The organism is Aeromonas sp. R4-3 (assembly GCF_040908275.1).
Classification (GTDB): Bacteria; Pseudomonadota; Gammaproteobacteria; order Enterobacterales; family Aeromonadaceae; genus Aeromonas; species Aeromonas rivipollensis.
Genome location: NZ_JBFODK010000061.1, coordinates 129,432 through 154,909 on the forward strand (window position 1 = coordinate 129,432; position 25,478 = coordinate 154,909).

General features: G+C 61.1%; 25 protein-coding genes. 21 read left to right on the forward strand and 4 right to left on the reverse strand.

Annotated features, from left to right (window positions below; genetic code table 11):
- Positions 1-3: 3 nt before the first annotated feature.
- The 5 genes from lepB to pdxJ all read left to right on the forward strand — a co-directional run bounded on the left by lepB (position 4) and on the right by pdxJ (position 4,166).
- Complete coding sequence (gene lepB, locus AB5Y91_RS19365; RefSeq protein ID WP_106885824.1) at positions 4-927, forward strand: signal peptidase I; 924 nt, start codon at positions 4-6, stop codon at positions 925-927.
- A complete protein-coding gene (gene rnc, locus AB5Y91_RS19370; protein WP_042648730.1) occupies positions 928-1,599 on the forward strand; it encodes a ribonuclease III in 672 nt (223 codons plus the stop codon). It abuts the gene before it with no gap.
- 58 nt (positions 1,600-1,657) lie between these two features.
- Positions 1,658-2,563 (forward strand): GTPase Era, encoded by a 906-nt coding sequence (gene era, locus AB5Y91_RS19375; protein ID WP_163137650.1) that lies wholly within the window; start codon positions 1,658-1,660, stop codon positions 2,561-2,563.
- A gap of 14 nt (positions 2,564-2,577) precedes the next feature.
- Positions 2,578-3,285, forward strand: coding sequence for a DNA repair protein RecO (recO, locus tag AB5Y91_RS19380; RefSeq protein WP_139745765.1), 708 nt, complete (start codon positions 2,578-2,580; stop codon positions 3,283-3,285).
- A gap of 143 nt (positions 3,286-3,428) precedes the next feature.
- Positions 3,429-4,166: a pyridoxine 5'-phosphate synthase gene (pdxJ, locus tag AB5Y91_RS19385; protein ID WP_111910478.1), complete on the forward strand. Its 738-nt coding sequence runs from the start codon at positions 3,429-3,431 to the stop codon at positions 4,164-4,166.
- Positions 4,167-4,231: 65 nt separating this feature from the next.
- Here pdxJ and AB5Y91_RS19390 read toward each other — a convergent pair whose 3' ends face one another.
- From AB5Y91_RS19390 to barA, 3 genes are all read right to left on the reverse strand, one after another.
- Entirely contained in the window at positions 4,232-5,050 is an 819-nt protein-coding gene (locus AB5Y91_RS19390; protein ID WP_368170609.1) for an N-acetylmuramoyl-L-alanine amidase, read from the reverse strand.
- A 137-nt stretch (positions 5,051-5,187) separates the two neighbouring features.
- The gene (locus tag AB5Y91_RS19395; protein WP_025328253.1) at positions 5,188-5,673 is read right to left on the reverse strand and encodes a DUF1456 family protein; all 486 of its coding nucleotides are present in this window, start codon (positions 5,671-5,673) and stop codon (positions 5,188-5,190) included.
- 63 nt (positions 5,674-5,736) lie between these two features.
- Positions 5,737-8,457 (reverse strand): two-component sensor histidine kinase BarA, encoded by a 2,721-nt coding sequence (gene barA, locus AB5Y91_RS19400; protein WP_234567013.1) that lies wholly within the window; start codon positions 8,455-8,457, stop codon positions 5,737-5,739.
- A 272-nt stretch (positions 8,458-8,729) separates the two neighbouring features.
- Between barA and rlmD the strand changes: the two genes are divergently transcribed.
- The 14 genes from rlmD (at position 8,730) to rpoS (ending at position 23,523) form a co-directional block, all read left to right on the forward strand.
- Positions 8,730-10,052 (forward strand): 23S rRNA (uracil(1939)-C(5))-methyltransferase RlmD, encoded by a 1,323-nt coding sequence (gene rlmD, locus AB5Y91_RS19405; protein ID WP_368170567.1) that lies wholly within the window; start codon positions 8,730-8,732, stop codon positions 10,050-10,052.
- 252 nt (positions 10,053-10,304) lie between these two features.
- The gene (relA, locus tag AB5Y91_RS19410) at positions 10,305-12,515 is read left to right on the forward strand and encodes a GTP diphosphokinase (protein ID WP_163155815.1); all 2,211 of its coding nucleotides are present in this window, start codon (positions 10,305-10,307) and stop codon (positions 12,513-12,515) included.
- Between the two features lie 74 nt (positions 12,516-12,589).
- Positions 12,590-13,387 carry a nucleoside triphosphate pyrophosphohydrolase gene (gene mazG, locus AB5Y91_RS19415; RefSeq protein ID WP_234677517.1) on the forward strand — a complete coding sequence of 266 codons (798 nt, stop codon included), beginning with the start codon at positions 12,590-12,592 and terminating at the stop codon, positions 13,385-13,387.
- 141 nt (positions 13,388-13,528) lie between these two features.
- Entirely contained in the window at positions 13,529-15,166 is a 1,638-nt protein-coding gene (pyrG, locus tag AB5Y91_RS19420) for a glutamine hydrolyzing CTP synthase (RefSeq protein ID WP_025328248.1), read from the forward strand.
- A gap of 89 nt (positions 15,167-15,255) precedes the next feature.
- Complete coding sequence (gene eno / locus AB5Y91_RS19425) at positions 15,256-16,554, forward strand: phosphopyruvate hydratase (RefSeq protein ID WP_025328247.1); 1,299 nt, start codon at positions 15,256-15,258, stop codon at positions 16,552-16,554.
- A gap of 288 nt (positions 16,555-16,842) precedes the next feature.
- The gene (gene ftsB / locus AB5Y91_RS19430) at positions 16,843-17,160 is read left to right on the forward strand and encodes a cell division protein FtsB (RefSeq protein ID WP_106885834.1); all 318 of its coding nucleotides are present in this window, start codon (positions 16,843-16,845) and stop codon (positions 17,158-17,160) included.
- On the forward strand, positions 17,153-17,863 hold the full coding sequence (gene ispD / locus AB5Y91_RS19435) for a 2-C-methyl-D-erythritol 4-phosphate cytidylyltransferase (protein WP_368170568.1): 711 nt from the start codon (positions 17,153-17,155) through the stop codon (positions 17,861-17,863). Before ftsB ends, ispD begins: the two co-directional genes overlap by 8 nt.
- A gap of 79 nt (positions 17,864-17,942) precedes the next feature.
- Positions 17,943-18,419, forward strand: a complete 477-nt coding sequence (gene ispF / locus AB5Y91_RS19440; RefSeq protein ID WP_025328244.1) for a 2-C-methyl-D-erythritol 2,4-cyclodiphosphate synthase — start codon at positions 17,943-17,945, stop codon at positions 18,417-18,419.
- On the forward strand, positions 18,419-19,477 hold the full coding sequence (gene truD / locus AB5Y91_RS19445) for a tRNA pseudouridine(13) synthase TruD (RefSeq protein ID WP_368170610.1): 1,059 nt from the start codon (positions 18,419-18,421) through the stop codon (positions 19,475-19,477). The genes ispF and truD overlap by 1 nt, the downstream gene beginning before the upstream one ends.
- On the forward strand, positions 19,458-20,219 hold the full coding sequence (gene surE, locus AB5Y91_RS19450) for a 5'/3'-nucleotidase SurE (RefSeq protein WP_139745771.1): 762 nt from the start codon (positions 19,458-19,460) through the stop codon (positions 20,217-20,219). The genes truD and surE overlap by 20 nt, the downstream gene beginning before the upstream one ends.
- A 4-nt stretch (positions 20,220-20,223) precedes the next feature.
- Complete coding sequence (locus AB5Y91_RS19455) at positions 20,224-20,841, forward strand: protein-L-isoaspartate(D-aspartate) O-methyltransferase (RefSeq protein WP_005332743.1); 618 nt, start codon at positions 20,224-20,226, stop codon at positions 20,839-20,841.
- Positions 20,838-21,419 (forward strand): YqaA family protein, encoded by a 582-nt coding sequence (locus AB5Y91_RS19460; RefSeq protein WP_025328241.1) that lies wholly within the window; start codon positions 20,838-20,840, stop codon positions 21,417-21,419. Before AB5Y91_RS19455 ends, AB5Y91_RS19460 begins: the two co-directional genes overlap by 4 nt.
- Positions 21,420-21,428: 9 nt before the next feature.
- The gene (locus tag AB5Y91_RS19465; protein WP_368170569.1) at positions 21,429-22,493 is read left to right on the forward strand and encodes a LysM peptidoglycan-binding domain-containing protein; all 1,065 of its coding nucleotides are present in this window, start codon (positions 21,429-21,431) and stop codon (positions 22,491-22,493) included.
- Positions 22,494-22,539: 46 nt separating this feature from the next.
- Positions 22,540-23,523 (forward strand): RNA polymerase sigma factor RpoS, encoded by a 984-nt coding sequence (rpoS, locus tag AB5Y91_RS19470; RefSeq protein ID WP_043131996.1) that lies wholly within the window; start codon positions 22,540-22,542, stop codon positions 23,521-23,523.
- 87 nt (positions 23,524-23,610) lie between these two features.
- Here the strand turns inward: rpoS and tsaD are convergent, their stop codons facing one another.
- Positions 23,611-24,624 carry a tRNA (adenosine(37)-N6)-threonylcarbamoyltransferase complex transferase subunit TsaD gene (tsaD, locus tag AB5Y91_RS19475; protein ID WP_368170570.1) on the reverse strand — a complete coding sequence of 338 codons (1,014 nt, stop codon included), beginning with the start codon at positions 24,622-24,624 and terminating at the stop codon, positions 23,611-23,613.
- Between the two features lie 179 nt (positions 24,625-24,803).
- Here tsaD and rpsU point away from each other — a divergent pair, with 179 nt between their 5' ends.
- Together rpsU and AB5Y91_RS19485 are read left to right on the forward strand one after the other, a co-directional pair.
- Complete coding sequence (gene rpsU, locus AB5Y91_RS19480) at positions 24,804-25,019, forward strand: 30S ribosomal protein S21 (protein ID WP_005309452.1); 216 nt, start codon at positions 24,804-24,806, stop codon at positions 25,017-25,019.
- Between the two features lie 15 nt (positions 25,020-25,034).
- A complete protein-coding gene (locus AB5Y91_RS19485) occupies positions 25,035-25,478 on the forward strand; it encodes a GatB/YqeY domain-containing protein (protein ID WP_106885839.1) in 444 nt (147 codons plus the stop codon).

A 25,478-nucleotide genomic window follows, 5' to 3' on the forward strand; every position in this document is an offset into this window, starting at 1 on the left:
TAGATGGCAAGCACCTTTTCCCTGATCCTGGCCATAGTCACTCTGCTGACCGGCATCATCTGGACAGTCGACAAGCTGGTCTGGTCCAAGCAACGGGCGGCCAAGATTGCGGCTGCCCGTGCCAACGCCGGCCCGAACATCGATGAGAAGACGCTGGCCAAGGTGGCTCCCATGCCGGTCTGGATCGAACAGACCGGTGGTGTCTTCCCGGTCATAGCGCTGGTGCTGATCCTGCGTTCCTTCATCTTCGAGCCGTTCCAGATCCCCTCTGGTTCCATGATGCCCACCCTGCTGGTGGGCGACTTCATCCTGGTGGAGAAGTTCGCCTACGGCCTGCGTGATCCCGTGACCAACACCAAGTTCCTCGAGACGGGTTCTCCCGAGCGTGGCGATGTGGTGGTGTTCAAGTATCCGCTGGATACCCGGGTGGACTACATCAAGCGGGTGGTCGGCATGCCCGGCGATCGGGTGATCTATCGCAACAAGGAGCTGATGATCCGGCCCAAGTGCGAGGAGCAGGAAGGGAAAACGTGCCCGGGCTTCAAGAAGCTCGACGTCAAGTTCGAGCAACGGGGGGAGTTCAGCCAGATGGGGATCCCGCTGGATCGCTACACCGAGCAGCTGGGCACAGTTTCTCACGAGACCCTGCGTAACCCCCTGATGCCGGACCTGGTGGATCGTTACTATCGTCAGCCCGGTACCTACCCGGATGAGTGGGTGGTGCCGGAAGGCCACTATTTCGTGATGGGTGACAACCGTGACAACAGTACCGACAGTCGTTTCTGGGGCTTCGTGCCCGAGCAGAACCTGGTGGGCAAGGCGGTTGCCATCTGGATCAGTTTCGAATTTGAGCGCGAGGAAGGATCCAGCTTGCCAAGCTGGGTGCCGACCGGTGTGCGCTTCAACCGCATTGGCGGAATCAAGTAAATGAATATCAAGATGAACAGACTGCAGTCCCGTCTCGGGCATGTCTTTCAGGATCAAGAGCTGCTGACCCGGGCGCTGACCCACCGCAGCGCCGGTTCCCGTCACAACGAGCGACTGGAATTTCTGGGGGACTCCATCCTGAGTCTGGTGATTGCCGATGACCTCTTCCACCGCTTCCCGCAAGCGGCGGAAGGGGATCTCAGCCGGATGCGCGCCACCCTGGTGCGGGAGAAGACCCTGGCCGAACTCGGCCGGGAGTTCGACCTCGGGGATCACCTGATCCTGGGGCCCGGCGAGCTGAAAAGCGGCGGGTTCCGTCGCGAGTCTATCCTGGCCGACACTGTCGAGGCGGTGATCGGCGCCGTCTATCTGGATACCGATCTGGAGCGGGTGCGGACTCTGTTGCTCGGCTGGTACGCCAGCCGCCTGGACGAGATAAAACCAGGCATAGAGCAGAAGGATCCCAAGACCCGGCTGCAGGAAATTTTGCAGGGAAGCCGCAAATCCCTGCCGACCTACACAGTGACCAACGTCAAGGGCGAAGCCCACAACCAGGAGTTCACCGTCCAGTGTGACGTGGATGGCCTGGATGGTCCGCTGGTCGGGGTCGGCACCAGCCGCCGCAAGGCCGAACAGGCCGCGGCGCAGCAAGCACTGGAAAGACTGTCATGACTGCTATTGATGCAAGAGGCCGCGGTCTTTCAACACAACAGGCACTGGAAAAACTGTCATGACGGATACAGATACCACTTACTGCGGCTTTGTCGCCATAGTGGGCCGCCCCAATGTGGGCAAGTCCACCCTGCTCAACAAGCTGCTTGGCCAGAAGGTCAGCATCACCTCGAAGAAACCCCAGACCACCCGTCACCGGATTTTGGGGATAGACACCGAGGAGAACTATCAGACCATCTATGTGGATACCCCGGGTCTGCACATCGAAGAGAAGCGGGCCATCAACCGCCTGATGAACCGTGCCGCCACCAGTTCCCTGGGTGATGTGGCCATGGTGGTCTTCATGGTCGACGGTACCCACTGGACCAAGGACGACGAGATGGTGCTCGGCAAGTTGCGCCATCTGCCTTGCCCCGTGGTGCTGGCGGTCAACAAGGTAGACAACGTCAAAGAGAAAGAAGACTTGCTGCCCCACCTGGAGTGGCTGGGTCAGCAGATGAACTTTGCCCACATACTGCCCATCAGTGCCGAGAAGGGCACCAACGTGGAGAAGATCCGCGAGTGGGCCAAGGATCTGCTGCCGGAGAACAACTTCTTCTTCCCGGAAGATTACGTGACCGACCGCTCGTCCCGCTTCATGGCCTCCGAGATCATCCGCGAGAAGCTGATGCGTTTCACCGGCGAGGAATTGCCCTACTCGGTGACGGTGGAGATCGAGCGCTTCAAGGTGGAAGAGAACGGTCTCTACCACATCCACGGCCTCATCCTGGTGGAGCGCGATGGCCAGAAGAAGATGGTCATTGGCAACAAGGGCGAGAAGATCAAGACCATAGGTACCGAAGCTCGCCTCGACATGGAACGCCTGTTCCAGAACAAGGTGCACCTGGAGCTCTGGGTCAAGGTCAAGTCCGGCTGGGCCGATGACGAGCGCGCCCTGCGCAGTCTTGGCTACGGTGATGACTAAGTGGCGCTGACTGATTGCTGAACCCGGCTTTCGTCATCCACAGTCGGCCCTATCGGGAGACCAGTCAGCTGGTCGAGGTCTTCACCCAGGATAGCGGCCGATTTACCCTGGTGGCTCGCGGTTCTCGCGGGCCACGCTCCCCTCTGAAGGGGCTGCTGCAACCCTTCACCCTGCTCACCATGAGCTGGCGTGGCAAGGGGGATCTCAAGAACCTCGCCCAGGTCGAATGCCCGGATCACTCCCTGCGACTCGGTGGCGATCGCCTCTTCTACGGTCTCTATCTCAACGAGCTGGTCTACTACCTGCTCGAAGCCCATACCCCCTTTCCCGAGGTGTTTGATGCCTATGCCCGTGCCCTGATGGCGCTGGCGGACGGCGAGACGCCAGAGCTGCCCCTGCGCCGCTTCGAGTTTCTGCTGTTGCAGGCGCTCGGCTATGCGGTGGACTTCGAATATGCCGCCGACGACGACTCCCCGATCCAGCCCGAGCTGCTCTACGGCTTCGAGCGGGAGCTAGGCTTTGTCGCTTGCGAGCGGGCGCCGGATCCCCGTACCCTGTTCCTCGGCGCCCACCTGCTGGCCTTCGCCGAGGGGCGCTTCGATACCCCTCCCTTGCTGCAGGCGGCCAAGCGTTTCAGCCGGCTGGCGCTGCAGCCCTATCTGGGTAAACGCCAGTTAAAGAGCCGGGAGTTGTTTTTGAAGCGACGAAGCAGTCTGGGCTAACCCTTTTGCGGCGTGATCCAATGGGTAACTATGTTACCGACGTCCGATTACGCTGCGCTAATCGAACCTACGAACGGATATCGGCGCGGGCGTGATTTCGCTGACCGCGCAGTCAACAGATGAAGAGTTTCAAGGAGTCCTCAATGAGTGAAATCTACCTGGGTGTGAACATCGACCATATCGCCACTCTGCGCAACGCCCGCGGCACCCAGTATCCCGATCCTGTCCAGGCCGCCTTCGTGGCCGAGCAGGCCGGTGCCGATGGCATCACGGTTCACCTGCGCGAAGATCGCCGCCACATCACCGACCGCGACGTGGAGATACTGCGCCAGACCATCCAGACCAGGATGAACCTGGAGATGGCGGTGACCGAGGAGATGATCGGCATCGCCTGCCGTATCCAGCCCCAGTTCGTCTGCCTGGTGCCGGAGAAGCGCACCGAGGTGACCACAGAGGGCGGCCTGGATGTGGCCGGTCAGCTCGACAAGATCACCGATGCGGTGACCCGCCTCGCCGCCGTCGGCGCCCAGGTGTCGCTCTTCATCGACGCCGACCCCATCCAGATAGATGCGGCCGCCGAGAGTGGCGCCCCCTTTATCGAGATCCACACCGGTCGCTATGCCGATGCCACCACGGATGCGGAGCGCAACGCCGAGTTCAAGCGCATCGCCGCCGGCGCCTCCTATGCCGCCGGCAAGGGGCTTAAGGTCAATGCCGGCCACGGCCTGCACTACCACAACGTCAAGGCCATCGCCGCTATTCCCGAGCTCTATGAGCTCAATATCGGCCACGCCATCATAGGCCGTGCCGCCTTCGACGGTCTGGCCAAGGCGGTCAGTGACATGCGCCTGCTGATGCAGGAAGCCCGTCAGGGGATCTGATGCCGGTCTGCCTGCATCGCACAAACAAGGGACGCCTCGGCGTCCCTTGTTGTTTTCGGGGGGGCTCAGCCCGGCTCGGGGAAATAGCGCTCCAGCAGGGCCATAAGGATGGCCTGGCTCTCGGTATCCGGCTCCCCGGTGATCAGCGCAGGGCGGAAATGGAGCTGGAATGCGCGCAGGACGGCGCGGCTCTGCTCATCCCAGGCGCCGCTTGGCGCTACCCCATAGCCGTAGCGGGCGAGTTGTTGCTGCCATTGCTGCGCATCCCAGAGGGGGAGTGGCGCCTGGCGCAGTTCGGCTACTCTGGCCTCGTCTGGCCAGGCGCCGACGCCATGGTGCAGGGCCAGCTCGCGCCAGGGGAAGTGGGGGCCGGGATCCTGCTTGCGTTCGGGGGCTATGTCGCTGTGGGCCAGCACCTGGGTGGGGGGGATCTGGTAGCGATCGACCAGATCCCGGGCCAGAGCGCCGAGAGCGGCGATCTGGGCCCGGGTATAGGGTTGCCAGCGCCTCAGGTGGGCAGGCAGGGATTCGTCTTCCGTGGGATAACCCAGATTGACTATCTCAATGCCCAGCGAGCTGGCGTTGAGCCCGGCATACTGATGCCAGCGGCTGCGACCGGCGTGCCAGGCGCGTTGGCTGTCGGGCACCAGCTGGTAAACGGGGAGCGGGCGTTGCTCGGTGTCGCGGGGGATCAGGTAGTGGGCACTCACCTTGTGTTCGGGTTTGGTCAGCAGGCGCAGGGAGCGGGCGTCCTCCTCGTCGGTGTAGTGGAGGATCAGAAAAGCGATGCGCTCATTCTGGTTGGCACTGACATGACGGGTGGAGAGCTGATAAGGTGCCGGTTGGCAGGCGCCGAGCCCCAGCAGCAGGCAGAGTGACAGCAGTATGGTGCGGCATCTGTTTGGCCAGGGGGAAACAAGGGATGGCCAGCGCGGCCTGCCGCCCAGGCGGAATGGCGGGGGGCAGGTGCGCTGGCCCATGGCTCAGGCGCGCTGTCTGAGGGTGACGTGCGCGCGCGGGCTCATGGCTCTGACCTGTACTTGGCGGTGAGGCCGATGAGGAAGTTGCGCAGGATCTGATCCCCGCAATCCTGGTAGTGCTTGTGATCCTTGGCGCGGAACAGGGCGCTCAGCTCGGACTTGGAGAGGTTGAAGTTGGCGAGCTTGAGGGTGCCCAGCATGTCTTCTTCCTTGTAGTCGAGGCCGATGCGCAGCTTGCGCAGGATCAGGTTGTTGTTGATCCGGTTCGGGATCACCTGGGGCGGGGCATTTTCCCGCACACCGCGACGCACGGCGATGAAGCCGTCGAGGAACTGGCTCAGGGCCGAGTCCGGGCAGGCGGCATAGCCTGCTTCCTGCTCTTCCCCTTCCGCTGCCTCTTTCAGCAACCAGCTGTGGAGCTGGGCGTGATCGACGGTCAGGTTGCCCTTGGCAAACATCTCGACCATCTGATCGTTGCTGATGGTGAGGGCGTAGCGCAGGCGGCGCAGAATATCGTTGTTGGTCATGTTGACTCCTGTGGAAACGGCGCGATTTTACCATCTGCGGGCCCCGCAGTCAGAAAAAGCGCCTCACTCGGCCAGGGAGAGGTAGCGAGGGGCCTCCCGCCGCACCTGCTCCAGGGCATCTTGCAGCTCCAGCAGCTCGGGTTCGAGCTCGCTGACCGGTACGCCGTCGCGCAACTGCTGCTCGAGCTGGGAGAGCAGGCGTTGCAGGCCGGGCACCCCCGAGTAGGCACAGCCGCCGTTGAGGCGATGGAGCTGGGCCAGCACCTCGGCATCCTCCACTCCGCCCGCCAGCGCTTCGTCCAGCATGGGTTCCACCTCGTCGAAACTGGCCAGCAGCATGGTCAGCATCTCCTTGGCGAGTTCCGGTTTGCCCGCCGCCTGGCGCACCGCCAGGGTCCAGTCTATCTGCTGATCCCCCTGGTTCTGGTGGCGTCTGTGGGCGAAGTCGGTGATGAGCTGCGCCAGCATGCCCTCGTCGATGGGCTTGGCCAGGTAGTCGTCCATGCCCTGGCGGATCAGCCGCTCCCGCTCGCCCGGGATGGCATGGGCGGTGACCGCGACTATGGGGGTCTCGGTGTTGAGGGAGTGATGGCGGATCGCCTGGGTGGCGCTGATGCCATCCATGACGGGCATCTGTATATCCATGAAGATGATGTCGAACGGCTGGCTCTGGGCCAGGTTGACCGCCTCCTTGCCGTTCTTGCACACCACCACCTCGGTCACCATCTCCTTGAGCATGGCGGCGATGAGCTTGAGGTTGGCAGCGTTGTCATCTACCGCCAGCACCTTGACGGCCTGTACCCTGTGGGGTGTTGGCGCGGGCAGCGGCGTGCGCCTGGCCGCCTCGGGGGAGAGCAGGGCGTGCAGCAGCTTGCGGTGGTTGATGGGCTTGGAGAGGCAATGGGCGGCGCCATGGGCCAGCATGGCGTCATAGAGCGCCGGCTCGTGGCTGCTGAGCAGCACTATGGTGTTCTGTTGCCCGCTGAGGCCATCGAGGCGGGTGATCACCTGCTGCGGGGTGTGCAGTGTGCTGCTGCCGATGATCACCATGTCCTGGCTGCCCATCTCCGGCCAGTCGTCGGTCATGGTCAGGGACTGCACGTCCAGCTGCCATTCGGCCAGCAGGGCGAGCAGGGAGGCGTGAGTGAAGGGATCCGGCTCCAGCAGCCAGACCCGCTTGCCCAGGATGCGATCCAGCGGCAGCCGCTCGGTCTGGGGCAGGGGGGAGACATCCAGCTCCAGGTTGAAGGAGAAGACGGAGCCCTTGCCAAGTTCGGATTCGAAGCGGATCTGGCCTCCCATCTGCTGCACCAGTTTCTGGGTGATGACGAGGCCAAGCCCGGTGCCGCCATAGCGGCGGGAGATGGAGGAGTCGGCCTGATTGAAGGCCTGGAACAGCTGGCGTTGCTGCTCTTCCGAGATGCCGATGCCTGTATCCCGGATGAGGACCCGCAGGCGTACCTTGCTGCCGTTGGGGGCCCCGGTCTGCTCGACGCGCACATCGACGTTGCCCCGTTCGGTGAACTTGATGGCGTTGCCGGCGAGGTTGGTCAGCACCTGTTGCAGGCGCATGGGGTCGCCGGTGAGGTAGTCCGGCACGGCGGCGTCCACCTGCAAGGAGAGCTCGAGTTGCTTGTCGTGGGCACTCGGCCCCAGCAGGTGCATGGTTTCGTTGAGGGTGTCCCGCAGGCTGAACGGTATATGCTCGAGCTGCAGCTTGCCCGCCTCCAGCTTGGAGAAGTCGAGGATGTCGTTGATGATGCCAAGCAGGTTGCGCGCCGACTTCTCTATGGTCTGCATGTAGTCGGTCTGGCTCGGGGTCAGGCTGGTCTTGAGCAGCTGGCGGGTGAAGCCGATGACGCCGTTGAGCGGGGTGCGCAGCTCGTGGGACATGTTGGCCAGAAACTCGGATTTGACCCGTGCCGCCTCTTGCGCCCGCTTCTTCGCCATGTCGAGCTCGACGTTCTGGATCTCTATTTGTTCAAGCGTCTCTCGCAGATCCGAGGTCGCTTGATCGATGTTCTGCTGCATCTCCTCATGGTATTCGGAGAGCGCCTTGGCCATGGCGTTGATGCCGTTCTTCAGCATGTCCAGCTCGCCGGTGAGCTGACCGCTGACCCGGGTATCGAGGCGCCCCTCCCTGATCCTGTGCACCGCCTGCACCATATCGGTGATGGGCTGGGTCACGCTCTTGACCAGACGGAAGCCGAACAGGGTACTGATGGCGAGGCCGATGAGCACTATGATCACCGCGAAGAAGGCGTCGCGATATTGCAGGACTATGGCCCTGTCGGTGGCGAGCTGCATGGAGATGTAGCCGATGACCGGCGGCTCCAGGTCGCTCGGCAGGGGGAAGCCGTCCAGGCTGGTCTCGGCCTGGATGGGGGTGCGCAATATGATGTCATCGCCGTTGAAGGTGACGCTGGTCAGCGCCGGGATGGCGCTGCCGTCCGGCAGGCGCAGCTGGCTGAAGTCCCTGTGGTAGTTGGAGGTGACGAACAGCTGGTTGTCCTGGGTGAAGACGGCGATGGACTTGATGAAGGGGGAGTTCTTGCGATGGGTCAGCCCTATCAGCCGCTTTAGGGATTCGCGACTGTGCTGGGTCATGCCGTATTCACTGGCGATGGCCAGGGGCTCTATGATGTTGATGCCCTGATCGATCAGGTTGTTTTCCAGCTGATGGTAGCGGTGGAAGGTGAAGTAACCGGCGATCAGGCCGCCGATGATCAGGGTTGGCAATATGGTAAATGCCAGTACACGGGCTCTGAGGCCGTACTTGGTCATGCTGATAAACCGCCGGCAAACATGATGAAGACCATAGCCTCTGGGGCCTGTGGGCGCAGGGGGAGGGCTGGCAATACAGTCGATGTCACCGTAAGGGCGCTCAGGCCGTATCCTGTCATATCAATGGGCCACTTATGGTCAGATTGGGCAATGGGGCAGAGGCCGCAGCTCGGGCCCTCAGGCCGCATTTGGTCATACTATTATTCTTGTGGGACAATGGCCTGCTGCAGATTCCACAATCATGACATAGCCACCTATAGGCACCAAGTTTTATGGCCCAGTTTTTCAAGCCCCAAAAGAAATCCATCCAGCCCCAACGTATTGAATTTACGATAGACAGTCTGGACCACCACTGTGTCGGTGTCGGCCGTCATCAGGGCAAGGCCATCTTCGTCGAAGGGGCACTCCCCGGTGAGCTGATCAAGGCTCGCATCCTCGATGACAAGAAGCACTATGCCCACGCCGCCCTGCAACAGATAGTGACCCCGGCGGCCAATCGCATCGATCCCTTCTGCCCCCATTATCGCGAGTGCGGCGGTTGCAGTGCCCAGCACCTCGGCGAAGCGGATCAGCAGGCGGTCAAGGAGGCCGGGCTGGTCAGCCTGTTCGAGCGCCTTGGCAACATCAAGGCGCCGGCGCTCGAGCCCGTGCTCAAGGGGGAGTCCCACGCCTACCGCCGGGTCTGCCGTCTCGCCATCAAGTTTGACAAGAACGGTCGCTGCACCCGGGTGGGCTTCCGTCGCCGTCAATCCAATGACCTGGTGGAGGTGGCGGGCTGCCCCGTGCTGGCCGATCCCCTATCTGCCCTCATCCCCCCCCTGCGCGAGTGCCTCAATCGCTTGAAGAGCCAGCGCGAGCTGGGGCATGCGGAGCTCATCCAGGCAGAACAGGGCATCATGATGCTGCTGCGCCACACAGGTCGCCCCAACGAGGCGGATCGCGCCCTGCTGGTGGCGTTTGCCGAAGCCCAGGGGATAGACCTCTACCTTCAGGCGGCGGATGAGCGCATCGAACCCCTGCGCCAACAATTTCAGCCGAGCTACACCCTCGATGGCCTGTCTCTTGCATTCGCCCCTGGCGACTTCATTCAGGTCAACGGCCCCATCAACCAGAGCATGGTGACCCAGGCGCTGGCGTGGCTGGGGGCGACCAAGGACGACAAGGTGCTGGATCTCTTCTGCGGCATCGGCAACTTCACCCTGCCGCTGGCCCGTCAGGCCCGTGAAGTGGTGGGGGTCGAGGGGGAGCTCGCCATGGTGGCCCGTGCCGAGGAGAATGCCAGGCGCAACGGCATCGACAACGCCCGTTTCTACAAGGCGGATTTGAGCGGTGACATAGTCGGCATGTCCTGGGCGCGGGAAGGCTTCGATCTGGTGCTGCTGGATCCGGCCCGGCCAGGGGCGCTGGAAGTCATGAGCCACGTGGCGGCACTTTCGCCCAAGCGGGTGGTCTATGTTTCCTGTAACCCTGTCACCCTGGCCCGGGACAGCCAGGTGCTGGTGAAGGGGGGTTATCGACTGGCCCGTCTGGGGATGCTGGACATGTTCCCCCACACCGGCCATCTGGAGTCCATGGCGCTGTTTGAACGGGATTGAGCAGGCTGTTTTCAGATTGCCGGGGCTGCGTTTTGTCGGCCTTCCGATGCCGGTAGCGCTGTTTGAGCAGGGGTGATTAGGGTAATCTAGATCTGCAAAAATGGACCTGATGTGCGAGAGAAACCTGTTGCCGGGATCGGCAACATGCCTTGAAAACTCTTTCGCGCATCCCCATTTGAGGCAGTCATCAGCTGATGAGGGGATGGCAGAAAGCATCGGCTTTCCGGCCCCACAATTTTAAGGATTGATACCATGGTTGCGGTGCGCGAAATTCATTTGAAAGACAATTTCACCCTGGATGAGTGGGTCAGCTCCCTCTCCTTAAGTGAAAGTGACAAGAATCAACTGCGAACCGTCTACCAGTATTGTCTGACGCTTGGCGACGAGGCGCTCACCAGCCGCTTGCTGGTGCGTGGGGTCGAGATGGTGGGCATACTGCTGATGCTCAGCATGGATCTCGCCACCCTCAAGTCGGCCATTCTCTATCCCTTCGTCGAAGCCGGTCTCATCAAGCAGGAGAAGGTGAACGAGGACTTCGGCCCCAAGATCGCCAAGCTGGTGGAAGGGGTGTTGGAGATGGAGGCCATCCGCTCCCTGCAGACCCTGCACCGCAGCGAGACCTCGCCGGAGCAGGTGGACAATGTGCGCCGCATGTTGCTCGCCATGGTGGAGGATGTGCGCGCCGTCGTCATCAAGCTGGCGGAGCGGATCGCCTGCCTGCGGGAGGCCAAGCTGGCGGATGAGGAGACCCGGGTGCTGATGGCCCAGGAGATCACCAACATCTATGCGCCCCTTGCCAACCGCCTCGGCATAGGTCAGCTCAAGTGGGAGCTCGAAGATCTCGCCTTCCGTTACCTGCACCCGGATACCTACAAGCAGATCGCCAAGCAGCTCGACGAGAAACGACTCGATCGGGAGCGCTACATCCGCGAGTTCGTGCAGTCCCTGCGCGATGCGCTGGCGGAGGCCGGGGTCGAGGCCGAAGTCTACGGCCGCCCGAAACACATCTACAGCATCTGGCGCAAGATGCAGAAGAAGCACCTCGAATTCAACGAGTTGTTCGACGTGCGTGCGGTGCGGGTGATCACCAAGCGGCTGCAGGATTGCTATGCGGCGCTTGGCATAGTTCACACCCATTTCCACCATATTCCCCGCGAGTTTGACGACTATGTCGCCAACCCCAAGCCCAACGGCTACCAGTCCATCCACACAGTGGTGGTGGGGGAGGAGGGGAAGACGGTGGAGATCCAGATCCGCACCGAGCAGATGCATCAGGATGCCGAACTCGGCGTCGCGGCTCACTGGCGCTACAAGGAAGGGGCTCAGGCCGCCGCCAAGACCAGTACCTTCGAAGACAAGATCGAGTGGCTGCGCAAGCTCCTCGCCTGGCAGGAGGATCTCTCCGAGAGCGGCTCCCTGCTGGACGACCTGCGCAGTCAGGTGTTCGAGGACAGAGTCTATGTGTTCACCCCCAAGGGGGACGTCATCGACCTGCCGGCGGGGGCTACCCCGCTCGATTTCGCCTATCACGTTCACAGCATGATCGGCCACCGCTGCATCGGGACCAAGGTGGATGGCCGCATAGTGCCCTTTACCTACACGCTGCAGACCGGTGATCAGGTGGAGGTGATCACCCAGAAGGAACCGAACCCGAGCCGGGACTGGATGAACCCCAATGCGGGTTTCCTGCGCTCCAGCCGGGCGCGGGCCAAGGTGGCGACCTGGTTCAGAAAGCTGGATCGGGACAAGAACATTGCCGCCGGCAAGGAGCTGCTGGAGAAGGAGCTGGACAGGCACAACCTGACGCTCTCCAAGGTGGACAAGGTGGTGCTGGAACGCTTCCATGCGGAGGAGCTGGAGGATCTGCTGGCCGGGATCGGCAGCGGCGACATCCGCATCAACCAGCTGCTCAACTACCTCGACACCCGTTACAACAAGCCGACGGCGGAGGAAGAAGACCGCCGCCTGCTGGAAAAGCTGGAGCAGAAGGCCAATGCGCCCTTCCGCCCCAAGGCCAAGGATCACATCGTAGTGGAAGGGGTCGGCAATCTGATGACCCACATTGCCCGCTGCTGTCAGCCCATCCCGGGGGACTCCATCCAGGGCTTCATCACCATGGGCCGCGGCGTCTCCATTCACCGGGAAGATTGCGAGCAGTTGAAAGAGCTGTCACGTCGCAACCCGGAGCGACTGATCGATGCGGTCTGGGGGGAGAACTACTCCGGCGGCTATGGTCTCACCATTCGCATCCTCTCCAACGACAGATCCGGCCTGCTGCGAGACATCACCACAGTGCTGGCCAACGAGAAGATCAACGTCATGGGGGTGCGCTCGCGCTCCAACGTGCGCGAGCAGACCGCCGAGATCGACATGGAGCTGGAGATCTACAACATCAACGCCTTCAACCGGGCCTTGGCCAAGCTCAGCCAGCTCAACGACGTGATCAGCGCCAAGCGCCTCTGATACCCCATAAAAAGTGACCGGCCCCCGTGGCCGGTCCTGTTTTAACCCTTTCAACGAAGTGAAGCGACCCTCTCATGTCCCAACGTTACGACCTCCCTCAATTGCTCGACATCATGGCTCAGCTGCGCTCCCCGGACGGGGGCTGCCCCTGGGATCTCAAGCAGAGCTTCCAGACCATAGTGCCCCACACCCTGGAGGAGGCCTACGAAGTGGCCGATGCCATCGAGACCCAGGATTGGGAAGGATTGAAGGGTGAACTGGGGGATCTGCTGTTCCAGGTGGTCTTCTACGCCCAGCTTGGCAAGGAGCAGGGACTGTTCGATTTTGCCGACATAGTCGATGCGGTGAGCGAGAAGCTCATTCGCCGCCATCCTCATGTGTTCTCCGATGCGGACCTCGGTGACGAGCAGGCGGTCAAGGTGAACTGGGAGGCGGAGAAGGCCAAGGAGCGGGCTGCGCTGGACAAGGAGAGCGTGCTGGACGACATCCCCCTCTCGCTGCCGGCCCTGACCCGGGCCGCCAAGATCCAGAAGCGCTGCGCCACCGTCGGCTTCGACTGGAAGACCCTCGGCCCTGTGGTGGACAAGATCCACGAGGAGATCGAGGAGGTGATGGAAGAGGCGCTGATGGTCGACGTGGACGAGGCGCGGGTAAGCGACGAGCTCGGCGATCTGCTGTTTGCCACCGTCAATCTGGTGCGCCATCTGGGCAAGGATCCGGAGCAGGTGCTGCGGGGCGCCAACGCCAAGTTCGAACGCCGTTTTCGTCAGGTTGAGCAGTTTATTGCCGCGGAAGGGCTGAAAATGACCGATTGCACCCTGGAGAAGCTGGATGCAGCATGGGGTCGGGCCAAGGAAACCGAGCAAAGTTGATTTGGCGCAAGACGAGGGGGCGGCGAGCCTGATAGATTTTTGTTCATTGTTTGGGAGAGGGGGTTTTGGTATACTGTTTCCCCGTCCTGCTTCATCCCCGAAGCACCCCTTAAAATTCCCTAAACTTCTTTCAGGTTCAGCATGACGACAAAATATATTTTTGTAACTGGTGGCGTTGTTTCATCCCTCGGCAAAGGCATTGCCGCAGCTTCTCTGGCAGCCATTCTGGAAGCCCGTGGTCTGGATGTGACCATCATGAAACTGGACCCCTATATCAACGTGGATCCGGGCACCATGAGCCCGACCCAGCACGGTGAAGTGTTCGTAACCGAGGACGGGGCCGAGACCGATCTGGATCTGGGCCATTACGAGCGTTTCATCCGCACCAAGATGACCCGTCGCAACAACTTCACCACCGGCCGCATCTATGCCGACGTGCTGCGCAAAGAGCGTCGTGGTGACTATCTGGGCGCCACCATCCAGGTCATCCCGCACATCACCAACGCCATCAAAGAGCGGGTGATTGCCGGCGCCGAAGGCCACCAGGTGGCCATAGTCGAAGTGGGCGGCACAGTGGGCGATATCGAGTCCCTGCCGTTCCTCGAAGCCATTCGTCAGCTGGCTGCCGAAGTGAGCCGCGACAATGCCATGTTCATGCACCTGACCCTGGTTCCTTACCTGGCCGCTGCCGGTGAAGTGAAGACCAAGCCGACCCAGCACTCCGTCAAAGAGCTGCTCTCCATCGGGATCCAGCCGGACGTGCTGATCTGCCGCTCCGATCGCGCCATTCCGGCCAACGAGCGTGCCAAGATCGCCCTGTTCTGCAACGTGCCGGAGCGCGCCGTCATCTCCATGAAGGACGTCGACTCCATCTACAAGATCCCGGCGCTGCTGAAGTCCCAGAATCTGGATGACTACTTCATCGCCCGTTTCGGCCTGGAGTGCAAGGAAGCTGACTTGTCCGAGTGGGAACAGGTGGTCTATGAAGAGGCCAACCCGACCGCAGAAGTGACCATCGGCATGGTCGGCAAGTATGTTTCCCTGCCGGACGCCTACAAGTCCGTCAACGAGGCGCTCAAGCACGGTGGCCTGAAGACGCGTCTCTCCGTCAACATCAAGTTCATCGACTCCCAGGACATCGAGACCCGTGGCTCCGAGCTGCTGGAAGGTCTGGACGCCATCCTGGTCCCGGGTGGCTTCGGTGAGCGTGGCGTGGAAGGCAAGATCCTGGCCGCCCAGTATGCCCGTGAGAACAAGATCCCTTACCTGGGTATCTGCCTGGGGATGCAGGTTGCCATGATCGAGTTCGCTCGCAACGTGGCTGGCATGACAGGGGCTCACTCCTCCGAATTCAAGAAAGATTGCGCCTACCCGGTTGTCGGCCTCATCACAGAATGGGTGGATGAAGAAGGCAACGTCGAAACCCGCACCGAGAAATCCGATCTGGGTGGCACCATGCGTCTGGGCTCTCAGCTCTGCCACCTGGTGGAAGGTTCCAAGGTGCGTCAGATGTACGGCAGCCCGACCATTTACGAGCGTCACCGTCACCGTTATGAGGTGAACAACAAGCTGCTGCCGCAGATCGAAGCGGCAGGCTTGAAGGTGACCGGTCTCTCCGCCGACAAGAAGCTGGTGGAAATTATCGAGATTCCGGATCACCCTTGGTTCGTGGCGGCGCAGTTCCACCCGGAGTTCACCTCGACTCCCCGTGATGGCCACGCCCTGTTCGCCGGTTTTGTGAAGGCGGCAGGCGAGTATCAGAAGCGTAATTTGAAGTAATTGAAAATAAATGCGGTTGGGGCTCTGTGCCGCAGCCGCTTTTTTTGGCATATTTTTGTTGTTTTTTTACGAAACCTGAGGAAATACACATGTCCAAGATCGTTAAAGTGATCGGTCGTGAAATCATCGACTCCCGTGGTAACCCGACCGTTGAGGCCGAAGTTCACCTGGAAGGTGGTTTTGTTGGTATGGCAGCCGCTCCGTCTGGCGCGTCCACCGGTTCCCGCGAAGCGCTGGAACTGCGTGACGGCGACAAGAGCCGTTTCCTGGGTAAAGGCGTGCTGAAAGCCATCGAAGCCGTTAACGGCCCGATCGCTCAGGCTCTGCTGGGTAAAGATGCCAAGGACCAGGCCGCTATTGACCAGATCATGATCGACCTCGACGGTACCGAGAACAAATCCAAGTTCGGCGCCAATGCCATCCTGGCCGTTTCCCTGGCTAACGCCAAAGCCGCTGCTGCTGCCAAGGGCCTGCCGCTGTACGCCCACATCGCCGAGCTGAACGGCACCCCGGGTGTCTACTCCATGCCGCTGCCGATGATGAACATCATCAACGGTGGTGAGCACGCCGACAACAACGTCGACATCCAGGAGTTCATGATCCAGCCGGTTGGCGCCAAGACCCTGAAAGAAGCCATCCGCATGGGGGCCGAGGTCTTCCACAACCTGGCCAAGGTACTGAAGTCCAAGGGCTACGCCACTGCAGTGGGCGACGAAGGCGGTTTCGCACCTAACCTGAAGTCCAACGCCGAAGCGCTGGAAGTGATCGCCGAAGCCGTTGCCGCTGCCGGTTACAAGCTGGGCACCGACATCACCCTGGCCATGGACTGCGCTGCTTCCGAGTTCTACGACGCAGAGAAGAAAGAGTACAACCTGAAGGGCGAAGGTCGTATCTTCACCTCCAACGAGTTCTCCGACTACCTGGCCGACCTGACCACCAAGTTCCCGATCGTCTCCATCGAAGATGGCCTGGACGAATCTGACTGGGAAGGCTTCGCCTACCAGACTGCTGAACTGGGCAAGAAAATCCAGATCGTGGGTGACGACCTGTTCGTAACCAACACCAAGATCCTGAAGCGCGGCATCGACAACGGCATCGCCAACTCCATCCTGATCAAGTTCAACCAGATCGGTTCCCTGACCGAAACTCTGGCTGCCATCAAGATGGCCAAGGACGCTGGCTACACCGCCGTCATCTCCCACCGCTCCGGTGAGACCGAAGACGCGACCATCGCCGACCTGGCCGTGGGTACCGCTGCTGGCCAGATCAAGACCGGTTCCATGAGCCGTTCTGACCGTGTTGCCAAGTACAACCAGCTGATCCGTATCGAAGAAGCCCTGGGTGCCAAGGCTCCGTTCCGCGGCCTGAAAGAAGTAAAAGGCCAGTAATTACTGCCTGCAATTCTTAAGCTGTTGAAAAGCCCCGCCACGCTGGCGGGGCTTTTTTATATCCGTCGCCCCCCAATTGTCAGGCCAGCCCCTGATCGGCGGCGGTTTTCGTGTGGTTGCCGCCAACCTGGCGCCAAGGCCGTCTTTCCTGGGGATAGCGCGGGTTTTTGACTCTCGTCTGCGGGGCCCCGCCATCTTTTTTATTCCCCCGGCCCGTCTGGCACACCGGCTTTCTTTTGTCTTGCCTGCGAATATGGGAAACTAGGCCGCTTGAAGGAGACTCAGTGCATGCGGCTACTCACTCTTATCCTGCTCCTCCTCTTGGGAGGGCTGCAATATGACTTCTGGCTGGGGAAAAACGGCCTATCCGATTATCGGGAGCTCTCCAATGCCATCGAGCGGCAACAGCAGGACAATCTGGTTCTCAAGGACCGCAACAACCTGATTTACCGGGAGATCGACGATCTGACCTCGGGCCTTGAGGCCATCGAGGAGCTGTCGCGCAACGATCTTGGCTACATCAAGCAGGGCGAGACCTTCTACCGGATCATTCCCAAAGACAAAGACCAAGTAACGGAGCCGGACGGCGTCCCCTACGATGACTGATTGCCACAGCGGGCTGACCGCCATAGTTCCGGCCGCCGGTATCGGCAGCCGCATGGGGGCCGACTGCCCCAAGCAGTACCTGACACTGGCAGGGAAGACCATCCTGGAGCATACGCTCGGCTGTTTGCTGTCCCATCCGGCCATAGCCCGGGTGATAGTGGCGCTGGCGCCGCACGATGGGTGGTTCGAACAACTGACCGTGGCGGCCGACCCGCGCATTCTGCGGGTCGAGGGAGGAATCGAGCGCGCCTATTCGGTGCTCAACGCCCTGCATGTGGCACAGGGGAAGTGGGTGCTGGTACACGACGCCGCCCGTCCCTGCCTCTGCCACGGCGATCTCGACAAGCTGATCACGACAGCCATGGCGTGCGATGGAGCCATCCTCGGCAGCCGGGTGCGGGACACCATGAAACGCACCGACGGGGCAGGCAACATAGTGGCCACCGTCGAGCGCGAACAACTCTGGCATGCCCTGACGCCGCAGATGTTCCCCGCCGGCACCCTGAAACGGGCGCTGGAGGAGGGGCTGGCACTGGGGGCCCTCATCACAGACGAAGCCTCCGCCATGGAGCGCGCCGGTTTTACCGTGAAGATGGTGGAGGGGCGTGCCGACAACATCAAGGTGACCCGACCGGAAGATCTCTCCCTGGCCGAGCTCTTTTTACAACAACAGAGTGCGCGCCAGCAGGCGCGACCCGATTGACCCGCAGAGGGGCCCGCATGATCCGCATTGGACATGGTTTTGACGAGACAGATTTCTGTGTATTGAGGGGGGATCAGGCATGATGCGAATTGGACATGGTTTTGACGTGCACAAGTTTGGCGGGGTTGGCCCCTGCATGCTGGGTGGCGTCCCGGTACCCTATGAGCAGGGCCTGCTGGCCCATTCCGATGGTGACGTCGTGCTGCATGCGGTGAGCGATGCCCTGCTGGGGGCCATAGGCGCCGGCGACATAGGTCGCCACTTCCCCGATACCGCAGCGCAATTCAAGGGGATCGACAGCCGCATCCTGCTGCGGGACGTCTTTGCCCGGGTACAGCAGGCGGGCTATGCCATCGGCAATCTGGATGTGACCATCATCGCCCAGGCCCCCAAGATGGCGCCCCATATCGCGGCCATGTGCGCCGTGCTGGCGGCCGATCTGCAATGTGATTTGAACCGGGTGAATGTCAAGGCGACCACCACAGAACAACTCGGGTTTACGGGGCGCAAGGAAGGGATCGCCACCGAAGCCGTCGTCTTACTGGTGAAACAATGATGCTGGAACAGCTGAGCTATCTGCACGGGGCGCCTGTCGCCCGCGGCATCCTCAAGGCCGAGGCCGCCGACTTCGTGGTGAATGAAGATCTCGGCTTCGAACCTTGCGGGGAAGGGGAGCACATCTTCGTGCGGGTGCGCAAAACCGGCGAGAACACCGCCTGGGTGGCGGGCCTGCTGGCCGATGCGGCTGGCGTCAATCGCAATGCGGTGACCTGGGCGGGCTTGAAGGATCGCCACGCGGTGACCGAGCAGTGGTTCGGCATTCATCTGCCGGGCAAGGGCGAACCGGATCTCTCTGTCATCCAGAGCGACAGCATCCAGATCCTGCAGGCCAAGCGCCACAACAAGAAGTTGCGGGTTGGTTACCTCAAGGGCAACCACTTCACCCTGCGCCTCACCGGTCTGGAGCAGGCAGGCGATCTGGAAGCCCGGCTGCAGGCCATCGCCAGTCAGGGGGTGCCCAACTACTACGGCGAGCAGCGCTTTGGCCGGGATGGCAACAACCTGGACGCGGCCAAGGCGATGTTTGCCGGCAAGCGGATCAAGGATCGCAACAAGCGCTCCCTCTATCTCTCCGCAGCCCGCAGCATGCTGTTCAACGCCATCGTCAGCGCCCGCATCGAGCAGGGGCTGGCACACCAGCTGCTGGCCGGTGACTGCGTGATGCTGAAGGGCAGCCACTCCATCTTCAGTGAAGAGGTGCTGACCCCGGAGCTGGAGGCGCGCCTCGCCTCCGGCGATGTGCAGCTCACCGCCCCCCAGTGGGGCCGTGGCCGACTGGCGAGCCAGGGTGCCGCCGCCGAGTTTGAACAGGCGGCGCTGGCCCCTTACGCCGAATGGTGTGACGGGCTGGAGAAGGCAGGGCTGGATCAGGACAGGCGTCCGCTGCTGCTCAAGCCGGAGCAGATGAGCTGGCAGCAGGATGGCGAGGTGCTGACCCTCTCCTTCTTCCTGCCGGCCGGTGCCTTTGCCACCAGCGTGGTGCGCGAGTTAATGCAGGCCGAAGAGGCCGATCACGGTTTCAGGAACCCAACCGATGCGAATTCTGGTCAGTAATGACGATGGAGTACATGCCGAGGGCATTCGTGCCCTCAGCGAGGCGCTGACTGCCTGCGGCGAAGTCATTGTGGTGGCGCCGGATCGCAACCGCAGCGGTGCGAGTCACTCCCTGACGCTGGAAGTGCCGCTGCGGGTTACGCGCCTTGGCGAAACCGGCTTTAATGGCAGCGAGAGCTATGCGGTGAAGGGCACCCCGACTGACTGCGTGCACCTGGCGGTCAACGAGCTGGTACGCCCGGAACCGGACATGGTGGTGGCCGGGATCAACCACGGCGCCAACCTGGGGGATGATGTCATCTACTCTGGCACTGTCGCGGCGGCCACCGAGGGGCGCCACCTCGGCTTCCCCTCCATCGCCATCTCCCTGGTAGGCAAGACCCACTTCGCCACGGCGGCCCACCATGCGGTCCTGCTGGTGAAGGGGCTGATGAAACACCCCCTGCCTGCCGATCAGATCCTCAACGTCAATGTGCCGGACCTGCCCCTTGAGCAGATCAAGGGGATCAGGGTGACCCGCCTTGGCAACCGCCATCCCGCCGAGTCGGTGATCCGCAGCGAGGATCCCCGTGGTCAGCCCATCTACTGGATAGGCCCCCCCGGCAGCCAGCAAGATGCGGGAGATGGCACAGATTTCGCCGCCATCGAGCAGGGTTATGTCTCCATCACCCCGTTGACCATCGACATGACTGCCTATGACAGTCTGGCGAGTCTGGGTGCCTGGCTGGATCTGCAGGGATGACGTTGTGATAGTACAGCGCCTGTTGAATCAACTGATTGCCCAGGACATTCGTGATTTCCGCGTGCTCGCGGCGATTGCGAAAGTGCCGCGCCAGCTGTTTGTGGATGAAGCCATGGCTCACAAGGCCTGGGACAATACGGCCCTGCCCATCGGCCACGGTCAGACCATCTCCCAGCCCTACATAGTGGCGCGGATGACGGAGCTGCTGATCCAGAACGATCCGGCCCATGTGCTGGAGATCGGCACTGGATCCGGTTATCAGACCGCAGTGCTGGCCCATCTGGTGGAGCATGTCTACACGGTGGAGCGGATCAAGTCTCTGCAGTTCCAGGCCCGGCGCCGGCTGCGCCAGCTCGACTTGCACAATGTCTCGGCCAAGCACGGCAACGGCTGGCTGGGCTGGCCCAACAAGGGGCCGTTCGATGCCATTTTGGTGACGGCGGCGGCGAGCGAGGTACCCAAGGCCCTGACCGACCAGCTGGCCGAAGGCGGGCGTCTGGTGCTGCCGGTGGGGGATAGTCAGCAAACTTTGCAGCTGATCGAGCGATCCGGCTCCCAGCTGACCAGCCGGATCCTGGAGCCGGTGCGTTTTGTCCCCCTGATTGACGGAGATGTGGAGTGAAGCTGTTTTCCCGTTTGTACGTACTGGTGATGCAGTGGGCCCGCCACAAGCACGCCCCTTGGTATCTCTCCATCACCGCTTTTATCGAGTCGGTGTTCTGGCCGATCCCGGTGGACGTGATGCTGGCCCCCATGGCGCTCGCCAAGCCGCACAAGGCGTGGCACTACGCCGGGTTGGCAACCTTCTTCTCTGTGCTGGGGGCGCTGTTTGGTTATGCCCTGGGCTATGCCCTGTGGGAGCCCGTGGTCCAGCCGCTGGTGGTCTCTGTCGGCTATGAAGACAAGATTGCGCTGGCCGAGCAGTGGTTCACGCAGTGGGGGATCTGGGTGATTTTTATTGCCAGTTTCACGCCGATCCCCTACAAGGTGTTTACCGTCACGGCGGGCTTGCTTCATATGGCGCTACTGCCATTTATCGTGACCTCCCTCATCGGTCGTGGCATGCGCTTTTTCCTGGTCGCGGGCCTGATGCGGTGGGGGGGTGAGAAGATGGAGCGCAAGCTGATGCACTATGTGGATGTGCTCGGCTGGCTCTGTATTGGTTTGGCCATTGCGGCCTATTTCTGGTTTAGTCGTTAAGGATCCACTATGCGTTCGCGTGTTTGGCAAGGAAGCAGTGTCGTCGTGTTGTCATGGCTACTGCTTGCCTGCTCTTCCAGCAAGACTGCTGCCCCGGTACAGAGTCTGGGCAATGACCCCATTGCCTCGACCATCCCGACTCGTCAAAACATGGCCAATTCGGGCATGCAGGGTGGCAGTTACACAGTGGTGAAGGGGGATACCCTGTACTCCATCGCATTCCGCTCGGGCATGGATGTCGCATCCCTGGTCAGCCTCAACGGGATCAGCCCTCCCTACAACATCTATCCGGGCCAGCAGCTCAGGCTGGATGGCTCTTCCGGCGCCGTGGTCAGCACCGGCATGGCGATGAGCCGCCCTGTCACAAGCGGCAACGGCACCTATGAGGTGCGTCGTGGGGATACCCTGAGCAGCATAGGTCGCCAGTTCAATGTCTCCAATCAGACTCTGGCACAGCGCAACAACCTGCAGGCCCCCTATTCGCTCCATGTTGGCCAGGTGCTCAACGTGGGCTCGAGTGCGGCGGCAGGCGGCCAGATGGTGGCGGCGACCACACCGTCGGTGACCAGCTCCGGGCCCAAACCCATGGCGACGGCTCCGGCAGGTACGACCACCCCGTTTATTGCTCAGAAAACGATTGCTCCTGCACCGTCAACAGCATACGCTCAGGCGAAAGAACAAAAAAACGTCAGTTCCCAGTCAACTCTCTCCTGGCATTGGCCAGCTAAGGGACGGATAGTCGAAGGCTTCTCCGTTGCGGAACAGGGCAACAAGGGCATCGACATCTCCGGCCAGAAGGGCCAACCCGTTTACGCCGCCAGCGGCGGCAAAGTGGTCTACGCGGGCAGTGCACTCAGGGGTTACGGCAAGCTGATTATTCTCAAGCACAACGATGACTACCTCTCTGCTTACGCCCACAACGACGAGTTGAGGGTCAGGGAGGGAGACTCCGTCAAAGGCGGAGCCGTCATCGCCAACATGGGTAGCACGGATGCGCCGGATGTGCGCCTGCACTTTGAAATCCGGTACAAAGGCAAGTCAATCAACCCGATGGGCTATTTGCCAAAGCGTTAACCCAGAGAGCTAGGTCTTACTCTGGTTCAGGTCAGGGAGACATATCATGAGCCAAGAACAACTGGTAATGCAGGATGCAGAGTTAGAGTTCGACGAAGAGCTGGAGGCCCAGGAGGAAGAAGAGGTTCAGGAGGTTGCCGCCGAGGCTGAGGAGACTATCTCCGATGAGCTCATGGTGCCGGAACTGAACAAGGTGATGGACGCCACCCAGCTCTATCTGGGGGAGATCGGCTTCTCCCCCCTGCTCACGGCCGAAGAGGAAGTCTATTACGCCCGTCGTGCCCTGCGCGGTGACAAAGCCGCGCGCAAGCGCATGATCGAATCCAACCTGCGCCTGGTGGTCAAGATTGCCCGGCGCTACAACAACCGCGGCCTGGTGCTGCTGGATCTCATCGAAGAGGGGAACCTCGGTCTCATCCGGGCGGTCGAGAAGTTCGACCCCGAACGGGGTTTCCGTTTCTCTACCTATGCCACCTGGTGGATCCGCCAGACCATAGAGCGGGCCATCATGAACCAGACCCGTACCATACGGCTGCCGATCCATGTGGTGAAGGAGCTGAATGTCTACCTGCGCACCGCGCGTGAACTCTCCCACCGCCTAGACCATGAACCCACCGCAGAAGACATAGCCTTCGCGCTGGATCGTTCGGTCGACGATGTGAACCGCATGCTCAAGCTCAACGAAAAGATCACCTCGGTGGATACCCCCATCGGCGGCGATCGCGACAAGGCACTGCTCGACGTCCTGTCCGATGAGCGCGGCATGGGGCCAGAGCTGGAGTCTCAGGAAGATGACATGCGCAGCAGCATAGTCCACTGGCTGGAAGAGCTGAATCCCAAGCAACGTGAGGTGCTGGCTCGCCGCTTCGGCTTGCTCGGTTACGAGCCGGCAACGCTCGAAGACGTGGGGGCCGAGATTGGTCTGACCCGGGAGCGGGTGCGCCAGATCCAGGTCGAGGGGCTGCGCCGCCTGCGGGAGATACTGCTGGGGCAGGGGCTCTCCATTGAGGCCCTGTTTAGAACCAATTAATCCTAACCAACGGACGGCTATTATGCCGAGGACAGATACAACAAAGGGGCCAGAGGCCCCTTTTTCATTGCGAGAGGATCCTTGGGATCACACGGGATCCAGGGTATCCAGCGGCCAGCGCGGCACCGCCTTGACGACCAGCGGCTCGAACACACCCGCTTTCAGGCGCTGCATGCCGGCATAGGCGATCATGGCGCCATTGTCGGTGCAATATTCGGTACGCGGATAGAACACCTCGCCCTTGAGGCTCTCCATCAGCTCGGCCAGCTGGGCACGCAGGTGACGGTTGGCGCTGACGCCACCGGCCACCACCAGGCGCTTGAGCCCTGTCTCCTTCAAGGCGCGACGACACTTGATGGCCAGGGTATCGACTACCGCATCTTCAAAGGCGCGGGCGATGTCGGCACGGGTCTGCTCATCGTCGGCATTGGCGGCTATGGTGTTGGCGGCAAAGGTCTTGAGACCGGAGAAGCTCATATCGAGCCCGGGTCTGTCCGTCATGGGGCGGGGGAAGGTGAAGCGTCCCGTGGTGCCTTTCTCGGCAAGGCGGGAGAGCAGGGGGCCGCCCGGGTAGTCCAGTCCCATCAGCTTGGCGGTCTTGTCGAAGGCCTCGCCGGCGGCATCGTCGATGGATTCCCCCAGCAGTTGATAGCTGCCGATGCCGTCGACCCGCACCAGCATGGAGTGACCGCCGGAGACCAGCAGCGCCACGAAGGGGAATTCGGGGGCCCGCTCCTCCAGCATGGGAGCCAGTAGATGGCCCTCCATATGGTGTACCGCCACGGCGGGTTTACCCCAGGCCATGGCGAGGGAGCGGCCTATGGTCGCCCCCACCAGAATGGCACCAACCAGACCCGGTCCCGCAGTGTAGGCGATGCCGTCGATGTCATCTTTACCCAGTCCCGCCTCTTGCAATGCGGCCTGGATCAAGGGGATCGTCTTGCGGACGTGATCCCGGCTGGCGAGCTCGGGGACGACGCCACCGTAGTCCGCATGCAGCTTGACCTGGCTGTATAACTGATGGGAAAGGATCCCTTTTTGATCGTCGAAGATCGCGATCCCGGTTTCGTCACAGGATGTCTCTATGCCCAATACACGCATTGCTAAAAAATTTCACTGCTAAAATGAGACGGCTATGGTAACCTTCGCGGGTTTTTTAAACCAGAGCGATCTCTGCGGGTTTACTTTCATTCCCTGTCCAGAGTATAATTTCGCACCATTTTAAGACATGCTGATCGACTGATGGTCAGCTAACAATATATCACTGAGGTGAAAGGCACATGCCAGTAATCAAAGTCCGTGAAAATGAGCCGTTTGACGTTGCTCTGCGTCGCTTCAAGCGTTCTTGCGAAAAGGCCGGTATCCTGTCTGAAGTTCGTAGCCGTGAGTTCTACGAGAAGCCGACTACCATCCGTAAGCGCGCCAAAGCGTCTGCCGTTAAGCGTCACGCCAAGAAGCTGTCCCGCGAAAACGCACGTCGTATCCGCCTGTACTAATCGGGGGATCATGCCGTGTCTCTGAAGGATCAACTCAAGGATCAACAAAAACTCGCCATGCTTGCCAGAGATAAGGCTCGCTTGGGGGCGATCCGTTTGTTGATGGCAGAAATCAAGCAGCGTGAAGTTGATACCCGTATCGAGCTCAATGATGAGGATATCCTCGCTGTCGTGACCAAGATGGTCAAACAGCGCCGCGATTCCATCAGCCAATTTGAAGCTGCCGGTCGTCAGGATCTTGCCGACAAAGAGTCCGCAGAGATCTTGGTGCTGCAGGAATTCCTGCCGCAACAGCTGACCGCAGACGAAATTGCCGCACTGATCGAGCAAGCCATCACTGAAAGTGGTGCTGCCGTCATGGCTGATATGGGCAAGGTCATGGCTGTCTTGAAGCCGAAGATTCAGGGGCGTGCCGATGTCGGCGCCGTCAGTGCTCAGGTGAAAACCCGCTTGGCGTAA

Coding starts and splice junctions, on each gene's coding strand:
- pdxJ (WP_111910478.1), top strand. CDS start 3,429: ATGAGTGAAATCTACCTGGGTGTGAACATCGACCATATCGCCACTCTG.
- relA (WP_163155815.1), top strand. CDS start 10,305: ATGGTTGCGGTGCGCGAAATTCATTTGAAAGACAATTTCACCCTGGAT.
- rlmD (WP_368170567.1), top strand. CDS start 8,730: ATGGCCCAGTTTTTCAAGCCCCAAAAGAAATCCATCCAGCCCCAACGT.
- pyrG (WP_025328248.1), top strand. CDS start 13,529: ATGACGACAAAATATATTTTTGTAACTGGTGGCGTTGTTTCATCCCTC.
- ftsB (WP_106885834.1), top strand. CDS start 16,843: ATGCGGCTACTCACTCTTATCCTGCTCCTCCTCTTGGGAGGGCTGCAA.
- rpsU (WP_005309452.1), top strand. CDS start 24,804: ATGCCAGTAATCAAAGTCCGTGAAAATGAGCCGTTTGACGTTGCTCTG.
- AB5Y91_RS19395 (WP_025328253.1), bottom strand. CDS start 5,673: ATGACCAACAACGATATTCTGCGCCGCCTGCGCTACGCCCTCACCATC.
- ispD (WP_368170568.1), top strand. CDS start 17,153: ATGACTGATTGCCACAGCGGGCTGACCGCCATAGTTCCGGCCGCCGGT.
- rpoS (WP_043131996.1), top strand. CDS start 22,540: ATGAGCCAAGAACAACTGGTAATGCAGGATGCAGAGTTAGAGTTCGAC.
- AB5Y91_RS19465 (WP_368170569.1), top strand. CDS start 21,429: ATGCGTTCGCGTGTTTGGCAAGGAAGCAGTGTCGTCGTGTTGTCATGG.
- mazG (WP_234677517.1), top strand. CDS start 12,590: ATGTCCCAACGTTACGACCTCCCTCAATTGCTCGACATCATGGCTCAG.
- ispF (WP_025328244.1), top strand. CDS start 17,943: ATGATGCGAATTGGACATGGTTTTGACGTGCACAAGTTTGGCGGGGTT.
- tsaD (WP_368170570.1), bottom strand. CDS start 24,624: ATGCGTGTATTGGGCATAGAGACATCCTGTGACGAAACCGGGATCGCG.
- era (WP_163137650.1), top strand. CDS start 1,658: ATGACGGATACAGATACCACTTACTGCGGCTTTGTCGCCATAGTGGGC.
- truD (WP_368170610.1), top strand. CDS start 18,419: ATGCTGGAACAGCTGAGCTATCTGCACGGGGCGCCTGTCGCCCGCGGC.
- rnc (WP_042648730.1), top strand. CDS start 928: ATGAATATCAAGATGAACAGACTGCAGTCCCGTCTCGGGCATGTCTTT.
- lepB (WP_106885824.1), top strand. CDS start 4: ATGGCAAGCACCTTTTCCCTGATCCTGGCCATAGTCACTCTGCTGACC.
- barA (WP_234567013.1), bottom strand. CDS start 8,457: ATGACCAAGTACGGCCTCAGAGCCCGTGTACTGGCATTTACCATATTG.
- surE (WP_139745771.1), top strand. CDS start 19,458: ATGCGAATTCTGGTCAGTAATGACGATGGAGTACATGCCGAGGGCATT.
- eno (WP_025328247.1), top strand. CDS start 15,256: ATGTCCAAGATCGTTAAAGTGATCGGTCGTGAAATCATCGACTCCCGT.